The organism is Paenibacillus sp. SAF-068, from assembly GCF_051967555.1.
Taxonomy (GTDB): Bacteria; Bacillota; Bacilli; order Paenibacillales; family Paenibacillaceae; genus Paenibacillus.
Genome location: NZ_JBQCJX010000001.1, coordinates 1541456 through 1565070, shown reverse-complemented (window position 1 = coordinate 1565070; position 23615 = coordinate 1541456). Strand labels below are relative to the sequence as shown.

29 protein-coding genes are annotated in these 23615 nt (G+C 41.0%); 1 reads left to right on the top strand and 28 read right to left on the bottom strand.

Going from position 1 to position 23615, the window contains the following annotated elements:
- Nucleotides 1-45 precede the first annotated feature (45 nt).
- The 22 genes from ACTHPG_RS07030 to ACTHPG_RS06925 all read right to left on the bottom strand — a co-directional run bounded on the left by ACTHPG_RS07030 (nt 46) and on the right by ACTHPG_RS06925 (nt 17594).
- The gene (locus tag ACTHPG_RS07030; RefSeq protein ID WP_440388396.1) at nt 46-585 is read right to left on the bottom strand and encodes a helicase; all 540 of its coding nucleotides are present in this window, start codon (nt 583-585) and stop codon (nt 46-48) included.
- A gap of 52 nt (nt 586-637) precedes the next feature.
- Nucleotides 638-1033: a VOC family protein gene (locus ACTHPG_RS07025; protein WP_440388394.1), complete on the bottom strand. Its 396-nt coding sequence runs from the start codon at nt 1031-1033 to the stop codon at nt 638-640.
- A gap of 304 nt (nt 1034-1337) precedes the next feature.
- A complete protein-coding gene (locus ACTHPG_RS07020) occupies nt 1338-2321 on the bottom strand; it encodes a phosphotransferase enzyme family protein (protein ID WP_440388392.1) in 984 nt (327 codons plus the stop codon).
- Between the two features lie 77 nt (nt 2322-2398).
- The gene (locus ACTHPG_RS07015; protein WP_440388390.1) at nt 2399-2800 is read right to left on the bottom strand and encodes an NUDIX hydrolase; all 402 of its coding nucleotides are present in this window, start codon (nt 2798-2800) and stop codon (nt 2399-2401) included.
- A gap of 52 nt (nt 2801-2852) precedes the next feature.
- Entirely contained in the window at nt 2853-3365 is a 513-nt protein-coding gene (locus ACTHPG_RS07010) for a GNAT family N-acetyltransferase (RefSeq protein ID WP_440388388.1), read from the bottom strand.
- Between the two features lie 50 nt (nt 3366-3415).
- Nucleotides 3416-3739, bottom strand: a complete 324-nt coding sequence (locus ACTHPG_RS07005) for a hypothetical protein (RefSeq protein ID WP_440388386.1) — start codon at nt 3737-3739, stop codon at nt 3416-3418.
- Nucleotides 3740-3901: 162 nt separating this feature from the next.
- Nucleotides 3902-4477 (bottom strand): dihydrofolate reductase family protein, encoded by a 576-nt coding sequence (locus ACTHPG_RS07000; protein ID WP_440388384.1) that lies wholly within the window; start codon nt 4475-4477, stop codon nt 3902-3904.
- Between the two features lie 238 nt (nt 4478-4715).
- A complete protein-coding gene (locus ACTHPG_RS06995; RefSeq protein ID WP_440388382.1) occupies nt 4716-5507 on the bottom strand; it encodes an HAD family hydrolase in 792 nt (263 codons plus the stop codon).
- A gap of 197 nt (nt 5508-5704) precedes the next feature.
- A complete protein-coding gene (locus tag ACTHPG_RS06990; RefSeq protein ID WP_440388381.1) occupies nt 5705-6247 on the bottom strand; it encodes a GrpB family protein in 543 nt (180 codons plus the stop codon).
- Nucleotides 6248-7150: 903 nt separating this feature from the next.
- Nucleotides 7151-7777 carry a hypothetical protein gene (locus ACTHPG_RS06985; protein WP_440388380.1) on the bottom strand — a complete coding sequence of 209 codons (627 nt, stop codon included), beginning with the start codon at nt 7775-7777 and terminating at the stop codon, nt 7151-7153.
- Between the two features lie 187 nt (nt 7778-7964).
- Nucleotides 7965-8732: a nucleotidyltransferase domain-containing protein gene (locus ACTHPG_RS06980; RefSeq protein WP_440388379.1), complete on the bottom strand. Its 768-nt coding sequence runs from the start codon at nt 8730-8732 to the stop codon at nt 7965-7967.
- Nucleotides 8733-8799: 67 nt separating this feature from the next.
- Complete coding sequence (locus ACTHPG_RS06975) at nt 8800-9417, bottom strand: Type 1 glutamine amidotransferase-like domain-containing protein (RefSeq protein WP_440388377.1); 618 nt, start codon at nt 9415-9417, stop codon at nt 8800-8802.
- 61 nt (nt 9418-9478) lie between these two features.
- The gene (locus tag ACTHPG_RS06970; RefSeq protein WP_440388375.1) at nt 9479-9856 is read right to left on the bottom strand and encodes a hypothetical protein; all 378 of its coding nucleotides are present in this window, start codon (nt 9854-9856) and stop codon (nt 9479-9481) included.
- Nucleotides 9857-10058: 202 nt separating this feature from the next.
- Nucleotides 10059-10517, bottom strand: a complete 459-nt coding sequence (locus tag ACTHPG_RS06965; RefSeq protein ID WP_440388373.1) for a hypothetical protein — start codon at nt 10515-10517, stop codon at nt 10059-10061.
- A 180-nt stretch (nt 10518-10697) separates the two neighbouring features.
- Nucleotides 10698-11141: a hypothetical protein gene (locus ACTHPG_RS06960; protein WP_440388372.1), complete on the bottom strand. Its 444-nt coding sequence runs from the start codon at nt 11139-11141 to the stop codon at nt 10698-10700.
- A gap of 113 nt (nt 11142-11254) precedes the next feature.
- A complete protein-coding gene (locus ACTHPG_RS06955; protein WP_440388370.1) occupies nt 11255-12028 on the bottom strand; it encodes a hypothetical protein in 774 nt (257 codons plus the stop codon).
- A gap of 405 nt (nt 12029-12433) precedes the next feature.
- Entirely contained in the window at nt 12434-13531 is a 1098-nt protein-coding gene (locus ACTHPG_RS06950; protein WP_440388369.1) for a Gfo/Idh/MocA family protein, read from the bottom strand.
- Nucleotides 13532-13766: 235 nt separating this feature from the next.
- Entirely contained in the window at nt 13767-14939 is a 1173-nt protein-coding gene (locus ACTHPG_RS06945) for a Gfo/Idh/MocA family protein (RefSeq protein WP_076330735.1), read from the bottom strand.
- Nucleotides 14936-15850 (bottom strand): sugar phosphate isomerase/epimerase family protein, encoded by a 915-nt coding sequence (locus ACTHPG_RS06940; protein ID WP_440390161.1) that lies wholly within the window; start codon nt 15848-15850, stop codon nt 14936-14938. The genes ACTHPG_RS06945 and ACTHPG_RS06940 overlap by 4 nt, the downstream gene beginning before the upstream one ends.
- Nucleotides 15851-16112: 262 nt before the next feature.
- Entirely contained in the window at nt 16113-16613 is a 501-nt protein-coding gene (locus ACTHPG_RS06935) for a metallophosphoesterase family protein (RefSeq protein WP_440388368.1), read from the bottom strand.
- Between the two features lie 126 nt (nt 16614-16739).
- The gene (locus ACTHPG_RS06930; RefSeq protein ID WP_440388367.1) at nt 16740-17174 is read right to left on the bottom strand and encodes an Rrf2 family transcriptional regulator; all 435 of its coding nucleotides are present in this window, start codon (nt 17172-17174) and stop codon (nt 16740-16742) included.
- Between the two features lie 42 nt (nt 17175-17216).
- Nucleotides 17217-17594 (bottom strand): DivIVA domain-containing protein, encoded by a 378-nt coding sequence (locus ACTHPG_RS06925; RefSeq protein WP_091017175.1) that lies wholly within the window; start codon nt 17592-17594, stop codon nt 17217-17219.
- Between the two features lie 199 nt (nt 17595-17793).
- Here ACTHPG_RS06925 and ACTHPG_RS06920 point away from each other — a divergent pair, with 199 nt between their 5' ends.
- Entirely contained in the window at nt 17794-18360 is a 567-nt protein-coding gene (locus ACTHPG_RS06920; protein ID WP_440388365.1) for a TraR/DksA C4-type zinc finger protein, read from the top strand.
- Between the two features lie 186 nt (nt 18361-18546).
- Here the strand turns inward: ACTHPG_RS06920 and ACTHPG_RS06915 are convergent, their stop codons facing one another.
- From ACTHPG_RS06915 to ACTHPG_RS06890, 6 genes are all read right to left on the bottom strand, one after another.
- Nucleotides 18547-19239 (bottom strand): ArsR/SmtB family transcription factor, encoded by a 693-nt coding sequence (locus ACTHPG_RS06915; RefSeq protein ID WP_440388363.1) that lies wholly within the window; start codon nt 19237-19239, stop codon nt 18547-18549.
- 134 nt (nt 19240-19373) lie between these two features.
- Nucleotides 19374-20663: an MFS transporter gene (locus ACTHPG_RS06910; protein ID WP_440388362.1), complete on the bottom strand. Its 1290-nt coding sequence runs from the start codon at nt 20661-20663 to the stop codon at nt 19374-19376.
- A gap of 243 nt (nt 20664-20906) precedes the next feature.
- Nucleotides 20907-21050 carry a hypothetical protein gene (locus ACTHPG_RS06905; protein WP_440388360.1) on the bottom strand — a complete coding sequence of 48 codons (144 nt, stop codon included), beginning with the start codon at nt 21048-21050 and terminating at the stop codon, nt 20907-20909.
- 14 nt (nt 21051-21064) lie between these two features.
- On the bottom strand, nt 21065-21505 hold the full coding sequence (locus ACTHPG_RS06900) for a ribonuclease (protein ID WP_440388359.1): 441 nt from the start codon (nt 21503-21505) through the stop codon (nt 21065-21067).
- Nucleotides 21506-21775: 270 nt separating this feature from the next.
- Nucleotides 21776-22783: a Gfo/Idh/MocA family protein gene (locus ACTHPG_RS06895; RefSeq protein WP_440388358.1), complete on the bottom strand. Its 1008-nt coding sequence runs from the start codon at nt 22781-22783 to the stop codon at nt 21776-21778.
- Between the two features lie 2 nt (nt 22784-22785).
- On the bottom strand, nt 22786-23160 hold the full coding sequence (locus tag ACTHPG_RS06890) for a helix-turn-helix transcriptional regulator (protein WP_036609188.1): 375 nt from the start codon (nt 23158-23160) through the stop codon (nt 22786-22788).
- Nucleotides 23161-23615 lie beyond the last annotated feature (455 nt).

The following is a 23615-nucleotide window of genomic DNA, read 5'->3' as shown; positions in this document are numbered from 1 at the left end:
ACTCCTTTTCTTTCAAAATACCTTTCGATCTTCACACAATAGAAGCTAAGCCCTGCAGAAGATAAAGCGATCATGAGGACTCCAAATATGTAAATGGTCCGCAAGGTACCCTCTTAACCACAACTCGTCGTTTATTCGTCTGAGATAAAAACCTTTTGGAAAATCAATATCCTCCGTAAGGGCTTCAGATGCTATGGTAAGGGAGCCGGACGGAGCTTTCCTCTCCTCTGAAATGTTGGTAGAACCTATCTCGGGCTGATCCAAATACTGCAGTCTTAGATAAGGTCCTAACTGAACCGGACAAGATTCCAAACCAAGTTCATTTGCTATTCTAAATAACTGGAGAGTTGTAGCACCCTCCGAAAATCCAAGTTGTCTGACGGTCAACTCAACCGTTTGCAAGCTTTGCTTTGTATTGGAGACAATAAATCTCTCATCATTTAACAACTGTTCTCCATATTTATTCAATAAAATAGAGTGTTGGTCCAGTTTCTGAATAAGCTGTGGCTTTGTTAAGCCGCCAACGTTTACTATTCTTATTTCAACTGAACAGTCAGGATATATTTTCTCGTCTTCAACCAACATTCGTATCCCCCTAATCCCTCGGTAAATGATAGCAGCTGACCAAAGTTCCTCATTAAAAATTCAATTCACAATCATGGTGTTCCCACACATCAAATAAGTTGCCGTCCAGATCTTCTAACACAAAAAACTTCCCATAGTGTCCCTCATCACTAATAGCCCCTACTTTCACATTCTCTGATGTTAAATAGTTATGTAAAGGACCAATATCATCGGTGAAAAATGTAATGACCCATCTCTTTTTCTGATGCACTTCAAATGTCGCTCGTGTTTCATTATCGCTTTGGATCAAGTCCAATATTGGGCGATCACCCCGAAATAAACTCAAATATCCTTCGCGTTGGTGGCGAATGTTAAATCCAAAATGTTTTACAAACCAGGCGGCTGATACATCAAGGTCTTTCACTGGTATCACGTTGTAGGCAATACCCAAAATCCTTCCATTTCCCATATGTCACCTCCAAGCTTGACCACCTCTCCATTTATCTACTATAGAACCAAATAATATCCAATATAACCCACAATGTTCCATTTGCGAAGTGTAAAAGCGAAAAAAAAGCAACCTTTATTTTCAGGCTGCTTCTTCTATTAAACTTCTCTAATATCTTAACCTTTAGCCATTTCATCAGATACCCAACGTTCGAATTTCAGTTCAAATTCGATGGCATTAGTCTCGTCTTCGGGCCGAGAAGTAAGTCCAATTCGTTAATATTGTTAAACGGCTCTCATCACCTTTTAACGTCAGCCCTCACAACCTATAATTGAATGTCACATCCATCAAGAAGTTTGCCACTTTCAATACGGTTTACCGTTTCAATAATAGCATTCTTTTGACTATCATTAAGATTCTCTTCATTCCCATCCCAATTGGTAAGCCACCAAAAGAAGGAACTAATATTTCTATATTCCATAAACAAAGGGATCCTCTGGATCCATTCTTGCTCTATGTTATTCTGTTTGATATAACCTTCTAGAAACTCATTTAAGAAATGCTTTGCAAATTCATCTTTCGATCTCCAAGCCTTGAAATGAGAACCCCACCAAACAGCGTGAGTAGCGGCGATTCCAATATCAAGTGCAAACCATCCGTACAACGAATCATCAAAATCAAAAACAGTTATTTCTCCTTGATCGATAAGAAAATTATAAGGATGAAAATCATAATGGATTAGACCATATGATTCTTTGCCCTTAGGCAGATTTTTCATTTCTGTTTCAATTGTTCTGAGTTTGTTGAGAAGTACTTGATAATTACCGAAATGTAAATGTGGATTGTTTATTTCCGCTACATCCCATTCCATCCTTTTGTATTTCAGATCGCCAGGATCATAAGATTTGGTCAACCGATGCATTGCCCCCATTGTTTCGCCCCATGTTTTAAACAAGCTTGGTCCCCATAGTTCTGGATTGCTATCGAAAAAAATGCCAGGGGCTCCCTCGAACACAGTCGCAATATAGCACTTTTCATAGTGCTTACATACAGCAGTTAATTCACCTTCAAAAGTCTGGATTGGCAAAGATGCATGAATGCCTCTTTCAACTAAATACCGTACCCAATGGACTTCTGCCTTAATATTAAATTCAAATTCAACTGGTTTTTCTGATAAACGTAAAAAATATTCCTTATCCCCTTTATTAAACCTGTATACTACATTACAAGAATTGCTTACGAACTTTAACGAATTAGTATCAAATCCAAATGAATTAGCTGCTTGAGAAAGTATTTCATTACCGAGCAAAATGATTCTCCTTTTCTATTGCCGGACCGAGGGAGCAAACCCGATACGTTTAATGTATTGAGATCTTATGGATGCCCTTATTCTGAAAATTCAATCAAAAAAGGATGGCTTTTCTCATCTAATGCATTATGAATTCTGTCATAGAAATTTCCCCATGTTATCATTTGCCCAGCTTCTTCTAAAGTAAAGTAACCCACCTCTTCACTTTCATCACTCGTAGTTAAAGCTCCACCAATCGATTTTCCAGTAAATATATTGTTGCATACGCCGCGCGTTATGTTCTGATACAACCCACAAAATTTAATTAATTCAATGTCAATCCCTGTCTCCTCTTTCACTTCGCGAACTGCTGCCTGCCTGATAGTCTCTCCTTCTTCAACACAACCTTGAGGCGTTTCCCAGCCTCTTCGATCTTTCATGAGTAAAATCTCATTATGTTCATTGAGAACGATGACACTTGCAGACACGATAAATTTCATTCTAATTCCTCCTATCAAATTCATCTTTTAAAATACTCATACAAATAACATCTCAATATTTACCTTTCTTATATATCTTATTTCTAGATCTCCCTTCTTCCTTAAACCCACATTTAACATAACTTTTATAAGCTCTCTCGTTATATTCGTATACCTCAAGCTCTAACCTATTTAAGTTTAATTCCTCGAAGACAAATTTCTGTAGTACTTTTATTGCTTCACTACCATAACCTTTTCCCAATTGATCTTTTTTCCCTATAACGATAGCCAAATATGCAAATCGATTCTTCCAATCTATCCTATATAGATCTAATTGACCCAAATATTCGAGTGATTCTCTAAACGCTATAATAAAACTTCTATTACTCGACTTACCTTCAACCATTGTTCTAAAAAAGGACTCCGTCTCATTCCTCGAATGAGGATATAAAAATTGATCAGATAAGGTATGGGTAATATCCGGATCGTTTACCCATCCTCGAATATGTTCTAAGTCTTCATTTTGATAATCTCTAAGTGTTATCCTGTCACCAAAAAAAATGAAAATATTAATCATAATTTCCATTATTTTTATTTGTAGATGGACTTCTGCGAATTACTTACATTATCCATGATTTAAAAAGCCCATCGATGCTCCTCTGGCAAACACTCATCACAAAGTAATTGCCCTTCAATAACTGCTCCATTATTAAGTTCATCCATATGATTTGGTTTTTCTCTATCAGTTGCCCATGAATTACATTTTGCACACCTTCCGCAATTCATTACTTCTGGATCGAGATACACAGAGGAACTACTCTCCCATTGTAATTTCAGATCTTTCCTTATTGTAATTTCGTTCTCTAGTACAGGAGTCAAATCCCCATCGATTTCTTTATATTCATCGTCAGTTAAGTCAATTAGATAAGATATTTTTACAAGATATGTCTTCTTATTCATTACTTTCGTCCTTTGATTTTCATGGTTGATGCGTTTTTTTGCCTTTCGCATAACGTTGTGCATTCACGACGCATCACTAGCTCAAGGCTGCATTTTTAACTATCAGTCTGTTAGTATGTTCCGTTGAATGATTGGGTGATGCAAACTACTTTACGAGGCTAGTCATCTAACCGCCTGGTAGCAGAGACCAATAGCTCCCGACTTGAAGGTTTTATTTTCAATAAGCTTAAGATTGGTCTTCTCTTGGAGTCCTTGAAACAATGGCAACCCGCTACCGATCAGGACAGGAGACACTGTGATTTTGTACTCATCGATTAGATCAAGACCCATCACGTGATGCGCAAACCTGGGACTGCCGAGGATAACCATATCCTTGCCTGGCTGCTGTTTGAGGTTCCTAATCTCTTCTTCGACATCTTCTTTCACCAGTCTGGAATTGTTCCATTCCACTTTCTCCAGTGTTGTGGAAAATACGATTTTGGCTGTCTTTTCGATCCATTCAGCATGATTCCGTTCATACGGTGAAGCTGATGGGTCTGAAGACACAGATGGCCAGTAACTATGCATCATCTGATAAGTTCCACGTCCCCAAAGGACAGTGTCAGCAGTACTCAAAACTTCTTGCGCGTGTTTCTCCAATTCAGCATCGTAGGAAACCCAGCCAATGTCCATTTCACCGTTCGGTCCTTCTACAAACCCATCAAGTGAAGCGTGCAGAAATAAAACGAGTTTTCTCATTTTCAATTCTCCTTTTTTAATATAATGTAATGTATTTATTACAAGATACCATGTTTTTTATTCTGACACCGATTCTTGTACTGAGCTCATCTAACGTTCCTATATTCACGACCCGAGCCGACTTAGATAACTCTTATCTTAGGGGAATAGATGTATAAACCTCATTCAGCTTCAATATACTTCTGCCAGATCAAGAGCCGATGGCTTGTAGTGCGAATGTTGTGTTAGATGATGAAACCTAGAGCTTCGGTTTCCCACACAATCCTTCTAAGATTATTGCTACTCCATCGTTATCATTAGTTTCTGTTATTTCATCTGCAATATCTTTCAATTCAACGACAGCATTCCCCATTGCTATTGAATATGCAGCTGACTCGAACAATCCTACATCATTGTGATCATCACCAAATACAATCAATGAATCCAGTTCTTCATTGTATATATTGCAAAGTCTAGTAATTGCTAACTCTTTCGATGCTTGAAGTGGCATTATTTGAATCAGTTGATTTTTATCCGTAATCAGTATATTAACTTGCTGTCCAAACTTAGAAATAAGTCCTGGAACCTGGTGTTTGCCTGAGAGCAATATCTTCGTAGCTTCATATTGTTTTAATTCGCTCAATGATTTAACTATTGGGTTAGACCTTGCATTCATTGTGGTAGTATAGTCATATTGGCGTAAGCCAAACCATTCATCTTTTACTTCCATTGTCAGATCGAGTTGCGGATAATGATGTAAGCAATAATCGATGATTTCGGAAGTTAAATCAGATGGAATTGATTCATAAAATTCGGTCATGGATTTATTACATATTGTTTGTGCTCCGTTATAATACACAAACGCTCCAATATCCAACAACTCTTTAGGAAGAAAAAACTTTAAAGCTCTAGGAGGGCGTGCTGTTGCAAAGATTATTCTCATCCCGCTCTGATAACAGGAAAGTACGGCTTCAAAGTTTCTTTCAGAGACTAGGTTTTTAGAATTTAAAAATGTACCGTCCAAATCTAAGACAACTGTAGAATACTTCAATGGAACGCCTCCTCATAATTCATCGGGTTTTCAATCTAATGTTTGTGCATTCCTGAGGTTTAAGCGTCCAGCGGCTTAAATTAGATCGATAGACTTAGCCCGTTGAATGTATCGCCTTATACCGATTTCTTTGAACTTCTTATAAATGATCCAGGGCAAATGCAAAGTGTTTTTTATACCCATGACCCATGAACTACCTACAAATTCTTTCCACATTCATTAAGTACTTTATTTACAAATTCGGTCTTCCCAGCCGTATAAGACTGACGATTTTCTCTATATTTAATAGCAAGTTCTTTCTTTAGATTGGCATATTCGACTACAAATTCGGAATTGCTAGTCAATGCATCTCTGAATAAAATATGTCTTAATAACTCTTTGCTCTCTTTATTACAAACATATAGATGATGTTCAGGTTTCTGTATCTTCACTATACTATAGGGAACATTTGCATCTTTCCTTGCAAAAGCTTCTCTGTTCTCAACGCCCAAATTTCCTTCATGATCGTAACCTAAACTTTCTAATCCTTGAATTACATCTGGGAGCAAAGCCATAGAATCAATTACCACAACAATATCTAAAATAGGTTTTGCCGCTAGCCCAGGTACTGCAGTACTACCAACGTGCTCGATTCTAAGTACTAGATCCCCGAGTTTATGTTCTAAGATAGATTTCAGATCAAAAAACATTTCAGGCCATTCATTGTCGTATTCTTCAATAATTATTGACTTTATACGCATCCTTGAGATCCCCCCGCAAAAAACGAATGTTTACGATAATGCCTTCCTCCAATTTTCCAACAATGATTATTTAAATACTACTATTCACTTCACCATCTTTTCGAATTTTTTTTGCGTTGGTTTCAGATAACGTTGTTGTATTCATGAACTAGAGAGGCTTGAGTAATCGTACGATCCATTACGCACCTCATATTGATTTTGATTTTTCTCTTTGAATTCACCCATAACTTCTGATGGAACAAGGGTAGCCCGATGAATGAACATGTTTTTATGTGGATTCAATCATTTCGTTGAATTACTTCCAAATTGATTTTCGAAATCTTTCTTAAAATTATGCTTATAACTTCTTCTGTTTCTTTATTATCTGTGTCAATATGTTCTAGAAGTTTAATATCTTTGAATGCAGTTACACCGGCGTTTGTTTGCTCCTGATACCAAAAATCAAATTTGTCTCCACGTTTTTCAATTCGTTTTTTGATCGTCTCTTCAGATGCTAAGAGGCAAAACGAAAAGTATCTTGATCGATACTTCTAAATCCATTTAATATGTAGTTGAAATTTTCGGACTTATAAATGGTCATTGGAACAATAAGATGTTTCTTATACCTATTCATCAATTCATGAGCGGTCTGTACTACAAGTATTCTCCATAGAGCTATGTCCTGAAAATCATCCGTTCGTTCTTCTTCATAGTAAATCTCTTCTGTTATGATTTTCCTCAACATATATCCAATTTCTTCAGGATCATAAATCATACTATTAGGTATTAGAGGCTACAGCTTTTGAGAAGTCGATGTCTTGCCGGATCCAAATGACCCATTCATCATAATAATCAAATGATCACTCCTTCTGGTTTAGTTTTACGTTTTGTGCGGAGCACTAGCGACGATGCTTGAACATTCAGTTAGGCAATGTCGTTGCCCTCCATAATTATCTTTACATACTCATCCCAATCCTTACCGTCTGTATTGATTTCTAGTGTTGGCACTCTTGAGATTTGAGCTTGATGTCTTAATACATTTTGGACTTTTAATAATTCATTTACCGACGATCTTACTTCTTCTTCTGTTTTATAGATCCATTCTTCGGGTTGTCTGCTTTTGATTCTTTCTTCTACGACTTCGGGCGAGATTGTAAGCAAAATACACTTGGCGTTTAAAGACTCGAGCTGTTCTTCTATTTTATTTATCTCATCCGAATCTGCAAATGCAGCTCTATGATTTAAGTGAAATCTCTCCAGCACATAAAATAGTCCCCTAGATCCTCTAGATGCAGGACCAAGTTGAATTGCCCAATCGTTAAGTTTCTTTAGCATTTCAACCCGCTCTTTAAGTAACTCAATGTGTTCTTTTCGCGTTAGACTCACATATTCTCCATGTTTATTATTCAAAATTTGAGAATAATGTTCTCCAAGAATAACTACACTCCGTTCTAAGGATTCTTCTTGTGATTGATATCGTTTAATTGCTTTTAATACTGAAGTCTTCCCGGCATTTGAGTACCCCTCAAGAATTACTCCTCTAATATGCATTCGGTTCTCCTTCCACTAGCAATTATTTCGCCTACCGTTCCTGTAATCATAACGTTCAAAATGAGTTGAATGGGTTTGATAAAGCGCTTTCAATATATATAGCAGACCAAGGCTCCGTGAGGAGCCGCTGCTTGAATATTTATACGGCGAAATCCCTCTCAGAGTGACCAATATCGTCAAAATGTTGTTAACCAGAGGAAGCCCTGGAAGCAGCCATTGTATTTAAGGCATTCTCAAAATAGTCATATACTTCATCTGCAATTTCCAGAAACTCTTCAACAGATACATCGCTATTCAAGTAACAAGTATACAGATACTCAACTAAAGCGCCGTCAATCGAGCAATAGTTTACTATGGCATCCTTCATCTTGATGATTTCATCTTCCCATATCCCTGTATCTTCTAAAATCAAAGAGTATAGTGCACGAATTAATCTCTTAGAGTAACCTTTAATATATCTAGTTTTCATTGAGTGATCACTAGCATTAGAAAGTGAACGATGTACACGATCTACTTCCTCCTTGGTCTCTGTATTTAAGTCTAAAATGAATTCTGGAGAAATTTTGATCGGGGGTACTTTTTCACCAATGTCCTCCCCATGTATACAAACACAAATGATCTTAATCCAAAAACCCCAATCGTTTGGTCTACTTAATACATCATCAATCGAGCAAATGATCGTATCCATCTTAGTGACGAATGGATATTCTTCCAAAAGCCTGTCTTTGATCATTGACAATCTTTCGTAATCAATATCTTCGGTATTTGCACATACAATAGTAAAGTCTGCATCTGACTTAAAAGGTTTAGCAGTTCCTTTGGGAATCGAGCCACACATATAAATGCTATGAATCTTATCTTTGAATTCGTTAAGGATACGATCCACATACTTATCAACCAAGTCCTTATATTCACTTTGTATTTCAATTCTATTGATAACTTTTTCTAATATCACATAGACTCCTCCTAAACAATGGGCTTCTTCGAGCTACTTATATTGGATTTACGACTTTCAAATGTTCTTATTTTATTAAGATTGAGATATATTCTTCATCTGTAAGCCTTGTCACCTTACAGTTCTCATTGGCTTCAAATTCTACTATTCTCTCTTCAATTGTTTTATTAGTACTATCTTTAAATATGTCATCTCGATCATAGTGAGGAAAAATAAGTTTGTCGGTTACTCCTAATGCCTTAAAATCCGTTAAATTCATTGTGTTCATCTGTGGAGTAAAGCAATCCACAATGTTAATATTCGGCCCCAGTAATAGCGTTCCTGCACTCACTCCAACGATAATTACATTCTGTGCGGCCAGTGTTCTGATAATTTCATCAGCACCACTTTTCTTAGCGTAATACAATAATGTAAATGGATTTCCACCATTGATATATATAACATCTCTATGTAAGAGGATTTGCGGATCATCAAATTCTATATCTACAAAATTGATATGCTGAAATCCCATGTCCTTAAACTCTTGAAATGCTCTTTGTGCATATCTATTAGTTTCTTTTGAAGGGGATGCTGTTGTAATAATTGAGACCTTTAATTGAGAAATTTCTCCATCAATCAACTCCAGAAATTGTTTTTTAATATCTTCAGTATAAAAACCACAAGAGGTTAATAACAATCTACCCATTGAAATCCCCGTCCTTTAATAATAGTATACGCAGCAGCCTCTTCTACAAACAAGCTGTTCGCTATCTGTTTTTTAACTTTTCCAATAATTCTAACTCCTCTTCCTCTGAAATTTGTTCTTCCGCTCTTGTTTTTGTTTCATCTATCTTTCGTACTTTTAATCCTCTTTTTATGAGCCATTCTTCACCAGAGTTCATTGTAGTTGCTGGATGTGGGTATACATCCTCACTTGTAATTTCCTCATCAATTATGTAAATGTATCCACATAACTTACCATTATGAAGTCTTGTGCCATTCTCATCAAAGGCAACAATAGATGGTTTGTGTGAAAAGATTCTTGCTAACTCTCGATCCTGAGTTATTGTACTTCCGACTAGTAGTTCATTTAAGAGTATTGGCGAGCCATGGAACCAAGGTTTACTGTAGTCCCATTCTTTCATAATTATCACCTTCAATTTAGTTTTATTATCTTTCTTCTTTATACTTGTACTTTAGTTTTTTCGGTTTTGGCTTTAAGGTATTGTCGTATAGCGTTCCTGTATTCACGACCCGACGTATGTCGGGTGTCCGGCGAGAATGCCGAGCCTAGGGCATATGCCCACAGCGTAAATATGATGTTATGGTACTGCCTTCGGAAGATATCTACAAATGAGTTTCTTTATTCAACCAATCATCAATAAATCTATGTCTCCCTAATCGAGCTGTATCAAATTCATCTTTTTCTTTCAGTCTCATTACTCCTAGTATTTCTAGCGACTTATTGATTGCATTATTACTTAAGGTCTCTTCAAAAATCACTTCTCCCAGTTCCCAAACAATACCATTTTGTGACCCGACTCCACCAAAATATTCAGCTTCAACATAAGCCGTCCTACCAGACTGTGATATTTCTGAACAGAACTTTCCGATCTGGTCTGTTAAATATTCATAATTCGTTATTGTAATTCCTTTATTTGTATTTATTTCATCGAAAAGATCATCAGTGAGCGGTATTGCTACTAATGAATTAATTAAAGGAATTATGACTAGACTTCTATATCTGTTTCTATATAAATCAATAAAATCAACTGATGCAATAATTCCACGAAAGTCATATCCCATAATTTTTCCTTCTTTCATTTTTTATGAGTTAATAGTATTTGCAATACTTTCACATAACGTTTCTGGCTTCAAGAACCACAACGGGGTTGTCTGCTGAAATCCCTCCTCGAAATTCTTACCGCAGACCAAGGCTCTATCGGAGCCTCAGCATGAATATTATGTTATACGAAGTACTTCGCTTCATTGAACTACATTCATAATCTCAATAACTAAAATTGCTTCTTCTTTATATCCTTCAAGATCATTCAGTTTAATCCATTCAGGTTCATGATTTCTAAATTGATAGAATCTAATTAGTACATCTTCTCCTTCGATTGTAGAACTTAAAATTAAAATAAAGTCTTTTTCAGGATAGCTCAACTCTAAATTCTCTTTCCAATTCGAAATGAGTTTTATTCCAGTGCTTAAATGCTCTAGATGGTAATGATTTATTGAGGCTTCTAGTTCCGTTCGATCTTGATACATGGTTTCTTCAAAAGAATCTATCTCTCTCAAACTTGAAGCATCAACTAAAATGCAATTTTCCCATTCATGAAAAGTAGGGCTAAATAAATTTGAACTGATCGATTCGTTTGATTGAGCAAACTCATTCAATAAATTTCTCATCGCCTTATTTGTCTTCATGTTCTTCCTGCTTTCGAAGTGTTTCATAAAGTTCCTGTATTTACGACTCGACGTATGTCGAGTGTCCGGCGGATGCCGGACCTAGGGCGTATACCCACAGCTTGAATATTATGTTAAGCGAAGTTTAGTAACTTTGTGTTTATTTCTAATGCATGCAAATCTGAGTCTTTAAGATATCCGTTTATATTCATTGAAATGGCCAAAATCATATGACCAAGTAAATACATGTACTTATAAGATTTATATGTGTTAGCATCTGCATAAATACTGTTTAATCTTGCGGCAACGTTCCCATGGAAATTATTACATCTAGATGCATAGAGGATGGACAAAACCGCAAATTGAATTCTTTCTTCGGATGAAAACAAATGTTTTTCATTGATTGTTTTAGTTGAATCCCAAAATGTAACCTCTTTTAATTCCATTAGCAATTCTAGTTTTGATGCAAGACTTCGAATTATATCATATGCTTTTTGTTGGCGGCTTTCATCAATATTCATTTTTATTTTAGTGCCTTCAAGTATCGGATTAGTTAATTTCACATAGCTTTCGCCATATGTATTATTAAATTTAGGATCAAAACCCTTTGATTCAATTACGTATCCTTTGAGCAAAAAATTAGCCACATAATTGTAAAGTTTCTTTGGTATTTTCTTAAAGTATGGTTCAAGCAATAGCTTGTATTTAGTATTGTAATCTAAGTTGATTTTAGATATGAGAAGCTTAATTCCACCAGGGTCTTGTAAAGTTTTCTTTGAGGAATCATAAATTAATAGTTCATTATACGAATTGTTAATTGCCTGCCAACAAAAATTGAATGCTAGGTCTGGTCTATGAGGCACCTGATAGTAAGAATCAAGTAAATGAGTTATCAATTCGTAAGGCACATTGCGATCTTCGGCATCTTACCAAGAGTTACTAAAGATTGGCTTAACAGACCAGCTTGCATGTGGAGTGCTTTTTTTAAAAAAAATCTCTTCATGTTTACCTTTAGTATAGTTTTCAATGAGATTAAGTATAGTTTCCATACCATTCTCCTGTTTTTTTATTTTTAAATTTCACATAACATAAAATATCCAAACTACATATAATATAACCCATAATAATCCATCTGCGAAGTCACCAACGTACTCAAAAAAGCAGCCCGAGTAAACTGTCCCCTATGTTAGCTATAACTAACACGTAGGATGCAGTTCACACCTGACTGCTCTTTCCTCACTCAACAATAGAAGAATCGCCGATACCTTCCGTGATCAAACTTTTCTCCCCTTGCGCTCCTTCACACAAAGCACTTACTTCGCTCCACCACTCCAGACCACACGCTCGCTCATCGCTTTATGCTGTGCAATCAGGCAGAGTTCTGCCGCTTTAAAGGCATGTTCCTGTGTCATGGCTGTCTCGGTGCGGTCCAGACAATCGCGAATGAGTTGGCCGAAGAACGGGTAACCGACCTTGCCTTTTACATTGTAGCGGTACTCTCCTTCATGATTGACCAAGTACACTTGATCCCCCTGAGATTCCCTTGCGATGTCGATATACTTCCGCAGCTCGATATAACCGTCCGTTCCCAGAATAACGGTACGTCCATCGCCCCATGTGCCCAGACCATCCGGTGTGAACCAGTCCACTCGGAAGTAACCGGAAGCACCGTTATCCCCGATCAGCGAAGCTTCGCCGAAGTCTTCCAATTCCGGGAACTGTGGGTGATTGAAGTTATGCACCCGGCTGAACCCTACCTCAGCGTCCGTACATGATGCAAACGTCAGAAATTGTTCGATCTGGTGACTCCCAATATCACAGAGAATGCCGCCATACTGCTCATGCTTGAAAAACCAGTCGGGTCTTCCTCCGGCATTCAGGCGATGCGGGCCTGTACCCATAACTTGCACGACTTTGCCGATTGCCCCTTGTTCAATGAGTTGTCCGGCATAGATCGCACTTTCTACATGCAGTCTTTCACTGTAATACACCATGTACTTTTTGCCTGTTCGCTTCACTTCTTCTCGTGCAAGCTTTAATTGCTCCAGCGTGGTGAATGGGGCTTTGTCTGTAAAATAATCCTTGCCTGCGGCCAGCGCTCTCATGCCAAGCGGCGCACGATCTGAAGTGATCGCTGCACTTACCACCAATAACACCTCATCGTCTGCAAGCACTTCTGCCTCAGATCCAGCGGCTTGAGCCTGTGGGAACTGCTTTTGAAATGCCTCTACCTTCTTCGGGTCCGGATCATATACCCACTTGAGGGTAGCCCCTGCCTCCAATAATCCCCCAACCATACCGTAGATGTGCCCATGATCCAGCGCAACAGCAGCAATCGTGAACTCACCCGGACCACATACGACCTCTTTGGTAACACTTTTCGGTGCATAGAACATTCCGTCTTTAGCCATGTCATCCCATCCTTATTATAAAATGTTGTTTACAATGAACTCGCCTATATAAGCTGAACTAAAGATTATCTACACTGATACTACGACGACATAATTACCATCCCAATCGCTGTTATCCCCAGATTTTTCGATTCTCTATTCCAGAGGGGAAAATCCGGGATAAGCGTATGCTTCCGATGTAGCTTTTTTTCAGAAAGCTTTTAGGCGAACGCTTCGCTTTTTCAGGTTTTCATCTTTATTTAAACGTCTGACTAAGATCAGCAGGTTGACTGCCACTGAATGCCTTGTCTTTCTTCGTCGTGGAACCCGCAATGCGCTCCTGCAGATGCTCGTAGAACAGATCCTCATCGATCGGCAGATCCACCCAGTTATCTGTCCAGGTAGACAACAGCATTGCATTCGATAACGTTAATCCGTGTATACCATCCTCACCAGGAGCAATAAGGGGTGCGCCTGTACGAATCGCATCAACCCAGTTGCGAATCAGACCCGGGTGGCCCGTTTCCACCCCGGTAATCGGAATCTCGCATTTCCAACATTCCGGCTGTCCAAAACCTCCGGTAAACCGCTGGTTGAATTCAGGCTCAGATTCCCGAAGTCGCCAGAACGTCAGCTTTCCATCTTCGATTACGATTTTCCCTCGATCTCCGTTAACCTCGAATCGGTTCGTACCTGGCGCTTCCCCAGTAGTCGTTACGAAGACACCTGTTGCGCCATTTTCATACTCCACATAAGCTGTTACATCATCTTCCACTTCAATGTTCCGATACTTGCCAAAGGAACAAAAAGCACGCATTCGCACTGGCATCATGCCGATGGTCCACTGCCACAGATCCAGTTGGTGCGGGTCCTGATTAATCAGTACACCTCCACCTTCGCCTGCCCAAGTTGCCCGCCAGCCGCCGGAATCATAGTAACTCTGGGATCGGTACCAGTTCGTAATAATCCAGTTAGTACGCCGTACCTCACCCAGCTCCCCCGAAGCGATCAAATCTCTTAGTTTAATGTAGAGTGGGTTGGTCCGCTGGTTGTACATCATGGAAAAGACTTTACCGCTGGCTGCGGCCGCTTCATTCATCTTGCGTACCTGTTTCGTATACACACCGGCTGGCTTCTCGATCATGACATGCAAGCCATGCTGGAAAGCCTGAATCGCCTGTTCCGGGTGGTCATAGTGAGGCGTTGCAATAATGACCGCATCAATCGTACCCGAAGCCATCATCTGTTCTGCATCCTGCCAATAGGTGACCGTTGCTGGAAGATGACTCGATACCCAGCTCTCCATCTCTCTTCTTACATCACATACAGCAACCAGTTCTGCACCAGGTACTTCTCCAGCCACCAACGTTCTGGCATGTGCTGCCCCCATGTTGCCTATACCAATCACCGCTACTCGTACGATACTCATGACTGCTCCTCCTCGTCCACACGACGCTCAATTTCGGCAAATACGTCTGCAAAATGCTGTAACATCGCCTTGGAATCCAAGGCACCACTAAAGTCCTCAATGCCGTAATATCCGTCATAACCGACGGCACGAAGATCCCTGACCATCTGCACCCAATCGACGATGCCTTCAGTCAGCGGCGTCCAGTGACATTTCCAGGCTGTATTCAGGGCCACTCTGCTGCTATTCTCAGTCACATTAGCCTTTTGCGAATCCTTAACTTCGGGTTCAAACCACCCGGCATTCTTCACATGTACATGAGCTAGGTAAGGGCCCAGCAGCTCAAGCCCCATCTGATGATTCTCATATCCTTCATGCACCATATTGCCTGGATCGTACAATACACCCACATGCTGCGGATCAAGCGATTGCACAAGCCGATAAGCCAGCGATGCCGTCGGTGCAATCGTCTGATGATGCGTCTCTACAATCGCCTTGATGTTGTACTGTTTGGCCAAATCCTGTACTTCGCTCAGGTAATTAACGGCTTTACGATACAACTCAGGATAACGGGTCTTGCGATCATATCCAGGAACACCCACACGCATCATGGATGCTCCCAACCCGGCCGCAGCCTGAAACGCCTGCTCGGTAGCAGAAATATCTCCGCAGTTCAGATACGGTACAAGTGCAATGGATTTCCGACCTTGCCCTGACGCTGCTTCACGAAAAACAGGAACCTGTTCCTGCCAGCGGCTTGGATCTACCGAGCATCGATTATTTCTCCAGTAAGAAGGCTCCTCAGATATCGCATCTTCAGGAATTCCGCGGAAACGCCATTCTATTCCATCAATCCCCGCTGATGCCGCAGCCGATGCCAATTCCTCTGCATTCAAATCAGGGGTAGCCACGGTGAATACAGACAGTTTCATCATGATCCATCTCCTTATGTAAACGTATTCATTTTATGTCGTAAAGGCATTGTATCACTCCGGTGAACGTCACCATAGGGGCAAACGCCAACAGATGAATGACAGATAACGAACAGAGCACATTCCCCATTCAGAGATAACTTCTCAAGATTATGTTATGATCTCAAATCAAAAAGACATCCTTGGAACAGAGTTCAATTCTGTTCCAAGATGCCTTGTACAATAATTTTACATATTTATATATAGGATGAGATTCTCTCTCTCAATCCCGATCAAAGAAAACGTGTTCAGCCTGAATTTTCCCCTGATCTATTGTCATGATGCCAAATGAGTATTGCTTCTGAAAACGTTTATCCGTAGGCGACCCTGGATTAAATACCAGTGTATTGTCTACGGTATGCATTACCGGAATGTGTGAGTGTCCGTAGATCACAGCATCCACATGCTGGCCTGCAAAGGTATGAATGGCATTCTGCTCCGTACCTTTTGATCCCAGATGACCGTGCACAAGACCCAGACGAAGTCCCTCCACTTCAACAATACGAGAATACCCCAGTTTTTCAGCGATTTCGGTCGGGTCCGTATTACCAGCTACCCCTTCAACAGGTGCATACCCGCTAAGCAATGGATGTACACTCCAATCCGACCAGTCGCCAGCGTGAAGTATGAGATCGGCACTCGCAAGTACATCAACGAGCCTGGCTGGTAACTTCTGTGATTTACGTGAACAATGCGTATCGGAAATGACTACGATTTTTTTCATCTCACAACCCACCTTTCCTTTAAGAGGTTGTTCAAAAAGTCCGCTTTTAATTACGAAAGATGCCTAGCGGCATCATCAGCATCGAATATGGAATTCAGCCGAAATAATTTAAGTCCTTATTACCATCTATTCTGTCTGCGATGAGACAGCTTGCATCCGGGAACTGGAACGTTCCATATCTTCAAGTGTAATCGATGCGAAGAACTGCTCCACCTTCTCCTCCGCAACCTGATACAGATTGGTCAGCAGGCTGTCAATATGCAAGCCCACTTCACAATCCGGGTTACAATTGCCGTGAATCGGAAATAATGGACCTTCGTCCTTGGCAGCCTGATAGATCATGGCTAATGTAATTTCACTTGCCGGCTTAGCCAAATAGAAACCTCTTGTTCCAGGAGAAGAGTTTACTAGTCCCGCCTTTTTCAGCCCGCCCAGAATACGTCTGACGACGACAGGGTTGGTATTCACGCTACCTGCAATGTGTGCAGACGTAATTCGTTCAGGCGCGCTGAGTGACAATAACAACAAACAATGCACACTGACCGAAAAATGAGTACTCATGATTAACCACCTTTATTTAATATAATCCAGGACATGCTGACGTTATTCAGAGAACAGATCCTTTTCGGGACGTGCTCTGATCTTGAGCTGCCGCACACTGTATTCCAGTTGTTTCACAATATCATCCAGCTGTTTGCGATCAATCTTGGTCGGATCTTCCACCGGTTTCACAGACGATTTGAGATCGCGGATCGTTAACTGCTGCTCTTGCCATTTGTCCATCAGATCTGCAATATTGGCATAGAACCGTTCGTAATCTTTGATGACGAGATCCAGATAAGCATCCACCTCATCCGGATCATAACCACGAAGTTTATAATTGAATTGTTTTTCATGTATCGATAGTGCATCTAACTGTACACCCAATTGTTTAAACAATTGTCTTTGTTTATCCAATCTTCGTTTCATATGTTCATCCATATTGACAACCTCCATTATAAGCCAAGCCGTGGTTCTATTTCCTATACAGAACATACGGCATTTTCTCTCTCTATTTTTTATAACACATAATCCGTCAGATATAAAATGATACGACCCTTTTCCTCACGAGAATGATTGCTTTTTATGCAATTCGGGTAAAGACTCACTACACCCCACAACGGGAAAGGAGCATGTTGTTATGAATACATTAACCCAAGATCAACGTCAAGAATTAAAAAACGCCCTTTTGGAGCAACGCGAAAACTTGCAGCGCCATTTTGAATCCAGCATGGAAGACGGTGCTCCGGCCCAGTCGCTGAAAGATTCAACGGGTGAGCTGTCCTCCTATGATAATCACCCGGCAGATGCTGGTACGGAAACATTTGAACGCAGCCGTGATTTGGCGATTGACGATACATTAACTGACGAATTCAATCAAGTGAATGACGCATTGGAACGTATGGATCAAGGTACATACGGAACCTGCGTAACGTGCGGAGAAGATATTCCTTTTGAACGACTCGAAGCTATCCCCTATACCGCTTACTGTATTGATGATACGCCTAACCGGGAGATCAGCAACGATCGGCCCGTAGAAGAAGAAGTAATGACTATGCCACCAAGTGGTGCTGGAGAAGGAAGACAGCGTAACGCCGGCAAGTTTGATAATGCAGATGCTTGGGAAGCAGTCGAAGAATACGGCACATCCAATTCCCCTGCAACTGCAGCCAAGCGTGATGTGAAGGACTATGATGAGAACATGTAACTTTGTTATAAACTGAAAAGGTAAGCGTCAAAATTGAATTTGATTCGATAAGTTGCTTCACCATTAGCCTTCATTATCACGCATCAAAAAGCCGCCAATGGCGGCTTTTTCTAGTTTTCTCCAATGTAGTCTTCCACGTTTGCCGTCACATGCTTCCAAGAATATCGCTGAACGCTTTCCGTTCGTTTATTCTTCCGTCTCACTACCAGATGATGCAGATTCCTGCCGCTTCGAAACAGATCGAGATGCTTTCGGAGTGGATTTGGCCTTCCCTGACGCAGCTTTCTTTTTCTCTTTTGCATCTGACTTGGAAGCAGGTATTTTCATTATAGGTTTAGAAAGGGCAGAAAATAACTGAAATACCTCATGTTCCCCTTCTTGATTCTCTTTCGTTGTATAGGGTTCACAGAGTTTTATGATGTTTTTATATAACTCCTCTACTTCCTCACGAGTTGCATACAGCGTCATGTCCGAGAGAAACATCCGATCTTCGTTTTCCGCCTGATGCATGAACCTCTGACGACTCTGTTCGAACATCTCATTTAATAATTTGAGTGTTTCAGACCGAAACACCTGTTTCAGTGGTGAGTTTTCATTGTCTTCATCTTCATGACGAAGATGGATTTCTCCGGAGAATGGTTCGTAGTATTTTGCGATAATGCCATTAATCTCCCGCGTGGAAACGATCGTCAGCAGACCAATTTTCTCCAGCTTTTTTACATGATAGTGAACTTTGGCTGGCACCTCACCCATCTGGTCGGCGATTTCTTTGACAGTGGATGGTCTGCCCTGCCTGTTAAACATATTCATAATCTGTATCCGATACGGATCGGAGTAGATTTTAATTTCTTCAATGGTTGAAAGAACCTTGTGCTCCATTCCTGTATCCTCATTTCCGGGGTACCTGTTGTCCATCAATAACTCTATTATACCGCTGCGTCAGGGCTTCGGTCAAAACGAGTGGGAAATGACTTGATACAGAAAATCGGCTAATGGTCGCTTCTAAATGTACTTCATAGAGCACTTCGAAAACTTTTGCTAAATAACAGCATACCTGCTGACATGGCAAGCATAATACCAAAAACGATAAACAGAACAGGCATGCTCATCCAATCTGCAAGTGCTCCCGAAGCCAGGCTTCCAAGTGGTGCGACACTCACGACGAGCATACTCTGAAGAGCATACACTCTGCCCAGCATCTCGGAAGGGGTAACCTCCATCAGATACGTAGCCAGAGGGGTCGTAGCCAGTGGAATACCCATTCCCATCAGAAGACAAAAGGCCGCTGCAACAGGCAGTTGAAAGGACGTCATATAAGCCGGGAGTGCCGTCATGGCATAACTGAGACCCAGCATGACAACACCGCTGATGACCAGAACACTTTTACGATAATGGGCACCCCTTTGCGCCATCCACACCCCACCAAACACCATGCCTCCTACCATCAGCCCACTGAGCAGACTTAATCCCCCGGCACCAGCATGTAACGTTTCAATGACATAGGGTGTACGAAGAACATTGAACGGCATCAGGCAGAAATTAACGAAGGCAAACAAGATGGAGACGATTAATAATAAGGCATGTTTACGGAGAAAATAAAAAGCTTCCGCCATTTCGGAGAATATATTACGTTTTTCGGATGGAACAGATTCCATTCCAGATAATGTTTTATTTGCATTGTTAGAAGATGTTGAAGCTTCAGGGTATCCAACTCGGCTCATCATTAAAGCACTAAGTGCAAATAAACCCGCATCAATCAGGATCGTCCAGGCAATGCCTATTGAAGCAATGAGTGCACCAGCTACTGCAAGTCCTGCGAGTTCGGCCACTCGGGTTGCGGAAGAGGACATGGCATTACCCGAAAGCAGCATCGATGGGGGAAGCAGTCTGGGCACACTGGACACTTCGGCAGGAATAGTGAAACACTCCAGCAAAGAATTTAGAATGGTAACGACAAACAGATGCCAGACTTCAAGTTGACCCATTCCAAACAGCAGCGCTGTAATCCCTACGAACAACCCCCGGCCGGTATTCGTAATCACGATTACTCTTTTGAGAGACATGCGATCCACCAAAGCCCCGGCGAACAGACCCAGAAAGATACTCGGCAAAAAATTCACCGCCAGCAAAGTACCCATCAGCACTTTTGAACCGGTCAGAATGTACACCATCCAACTGTATGCAATCGAATCAATGGAATCACCAAATCGGGATACAACTTTACTGAGCATAAACTGCATATAAGGCTTGATTCGTATTAATTCCCCTATACCTTGCTTGCCAACGGCTGTGCTATCATTCATGTCCTTTCACTCCCTAACGTTAAAATATTTTTCATGTTAATTTTATTTTAACGTAAGTTAAGCAGAAATCAATACCTCCGTGAAAATAATTTTAACGTCATGTAGGAAAGGACAGTCTTGTTTTACTTTCAGGTGATTCGTATTTCACAGCGGACTTTTTAGACAACTTCTTATAACACAAAAAAACAGACCACATTTGGTCTGTTAGGCTAACCTATCAGCGATTCGTGCTTTCATTTGCTGCTACTTCTCAACACGCAATATAAATCCAGACTGTTCCGCCTGTACCTCCAACATCAAATCCCGTACCCGTCCTGCTTCCTTCCCCAGTCGTTCTTCACTGATTCCGTAGTTGGTCCATCCTCCATCCAGAATCCCGGTGTTCATGACTGCTCCTTCCTCTATTTCATACGTGTAAAGGATGCATAGTGATCTGTCGTTTTGTAGATGAGTCCATCATTGGAGTACACAATCCGATCCGAATTACGGAAACCGGAAGTGTAGTTGATATCCGCTTCACGCCATGTACGTCCGCTTGCCGCTGGTAATAGCCCTTCCCGATTGCCAAATACGTCTCCGCCGATGCTTTTCCCGGGAGCCACTACAGCCAAGTTTCCTTGTGATGCTACCCAGCCGAGCCCTGTGGCTTGTGATTTGGTAATAAAGTTACATGGCAACGTTCCGTTTGCACTCAAATAGTTTGCTACCCCTGTAAACGTATTGATGATGGTGCATGTTGCAGCAGATGCCTTCTGCTGTGGGGCTTGGGTGAACTGTGATCCTGTGAAGAAAACGAACGTTAACAGCAATGCCAGTAAAGCGGTTGATAGTAGTTTTTTCATCCATCCGGCCTCCCGATCCCTCAAAGTAGATGAACGTTGTCGCGATATGTCCTCTGCAAGTTGTAATTGTCTAGTTGTACGTTCTGCTAGATTATAGTAAACAAGTCATCTCATGACTATTTATATCACACCATTTTGGTAGAAATATCAAATAAAGATGTTTGAATTGTAAAATATTATAATTATAACATTTTAAGACAGAAAAAAAGACTCTCATCCCTGAAGATGGAGTCTGCATTTTCTAACACGTTTAAACTGATTTGACCTGATCTAGTTGTTCAGCTGCACACGTTGACGCGTTCGCGCTGATTCCAGGCACGCATCAATAACGCGCATGTTTTGAATGGTATTTTCCGGACTGAAAGGCAGAGCTTCGCCTTCAAGCACAGCCGTTGCAAACGTCTCTACCTGAAGAACATAGGAATTCGATACCGACACACGCTCCTCACGGCTGACCGAATCGGTGTGAATGATAATCTGAGGTGGGATATCACTGTTCTCCCAGCCAAATACTTTGGGCAGTTCAATCCGCCCTTCCGTCCCAAGAATCTCCATCTCCGCTCGTCCTGAAGCCCACATGCCACAGTCAAAAGTCAAGGCTACCGAATTCGGAAATTCTACCAGTCCCGACGCCATCATATCCACGCCATCATGCTCGTCCGAGAATAGAGCGTGTACCGTCACCGCTTCCGGTTCCTGTCCAAGATACATTCGGGCTGCCGAGATCGGATATACGCCTAGATCGAATAAGGATCCGCCGCCCATCTCTCTTTTGAACCTTACATTTTCCTTGTCATCAGCGGTATTACAGGTAAAGTTGCCATGGATGGCTCTAACGATACCAATCTCTCCACTGGCTATAATCTCTTGCACACGTCTGTGCTTGGGATGATATCGATACATAATCGCTTCTGCAAAAAGAACCCCATGCTGCTCACACGCCTCAATCATTTCTGCCGATTCATCTGCATTCAGGGCAGCTGGTTTCTCACACAACACGTGTTTTCCAGCCTGTGCCGCTTTGATGGTCCATTCTTTGTGCATATGGTTAGGCAAAGGAATATAGACGGCTTCGATATCCGGATCTGCGATGAGCTCTTCATAACTGCCATACGATCTGGCAATTCCGAGTTCTTCAGCAAGGGTTTCGGCCTTTTCTTTGCTGCGGCTGGCAATCGCCAACACCTCACCACGTTCGGACTGCTGGATCGCCGGAATGACTGCATTTTTGGCAATGGTTGACGTACCGAGTACACCCCACTGTAACTGTCTGTTCATGCTCATCTTCCTTTCGTACCGTAATTGTCCTCTTCTGCCTTGTGTAACATGCCGAGACAACGATCCAGATCTGTTTTGACCTGTTTCTTGTATAACTCTGCTTTCTCCGCACCATCATCCGTGAAATGATATAGAACGATTTCCTGAAAATCGACCTTTGGATCATTGCCCTTCAGCTTCTTCGTGCGATAAAATACCCCCTGCTGTACCAATTCATGCAGTGCCCGATATACCTCGCTCTGGGGTGGAACATAACCGTAGTCTTTGAATTCCTGCTTCATCGCCTCCAGCATCTCGTAACCATACCCCCTGTGCTGTTCAACCATCGTAATCAGATACAGCTTGATAAATGCCCGCTGTGCAATCATAAAAGCCACGTTCATTCCCCCTTCAGTCAGAACCTATATATCTAGTATTATAAAACTTATGTTCGGGTTCTGCCATCTTTCTCCGCTTTACCTCCTTTTTAACCATCTTCATAAGGAAGCGAGCAAGAAATCGTTTGGTTACCGAATGGCCTGAGGTAGCATGGAAAAAAGTTTTCTGTTGTGAATTTTTCATGTATTGAAATTTTAAATCGTATTTTAAAGGTTGTTTTATTTCAGGCACTCAGCGATTCGTTCGATTGAATCCTAATCATACGACTGTGCGGAGGCTGTTACATTGGTACTCCTGAATCCTGTATCCTTCATACATGAATCCTGAGTGGCCTGTATAGTGAGTCCTGTGTTGCCTTTGTTACTAAATCCTGAGTAGCCTGCATTATTGAGTTCTCTGTTGCCTGTAATACTGAATTCTGTATTTCTTTAGCGGCATATACCCTGTACAATCC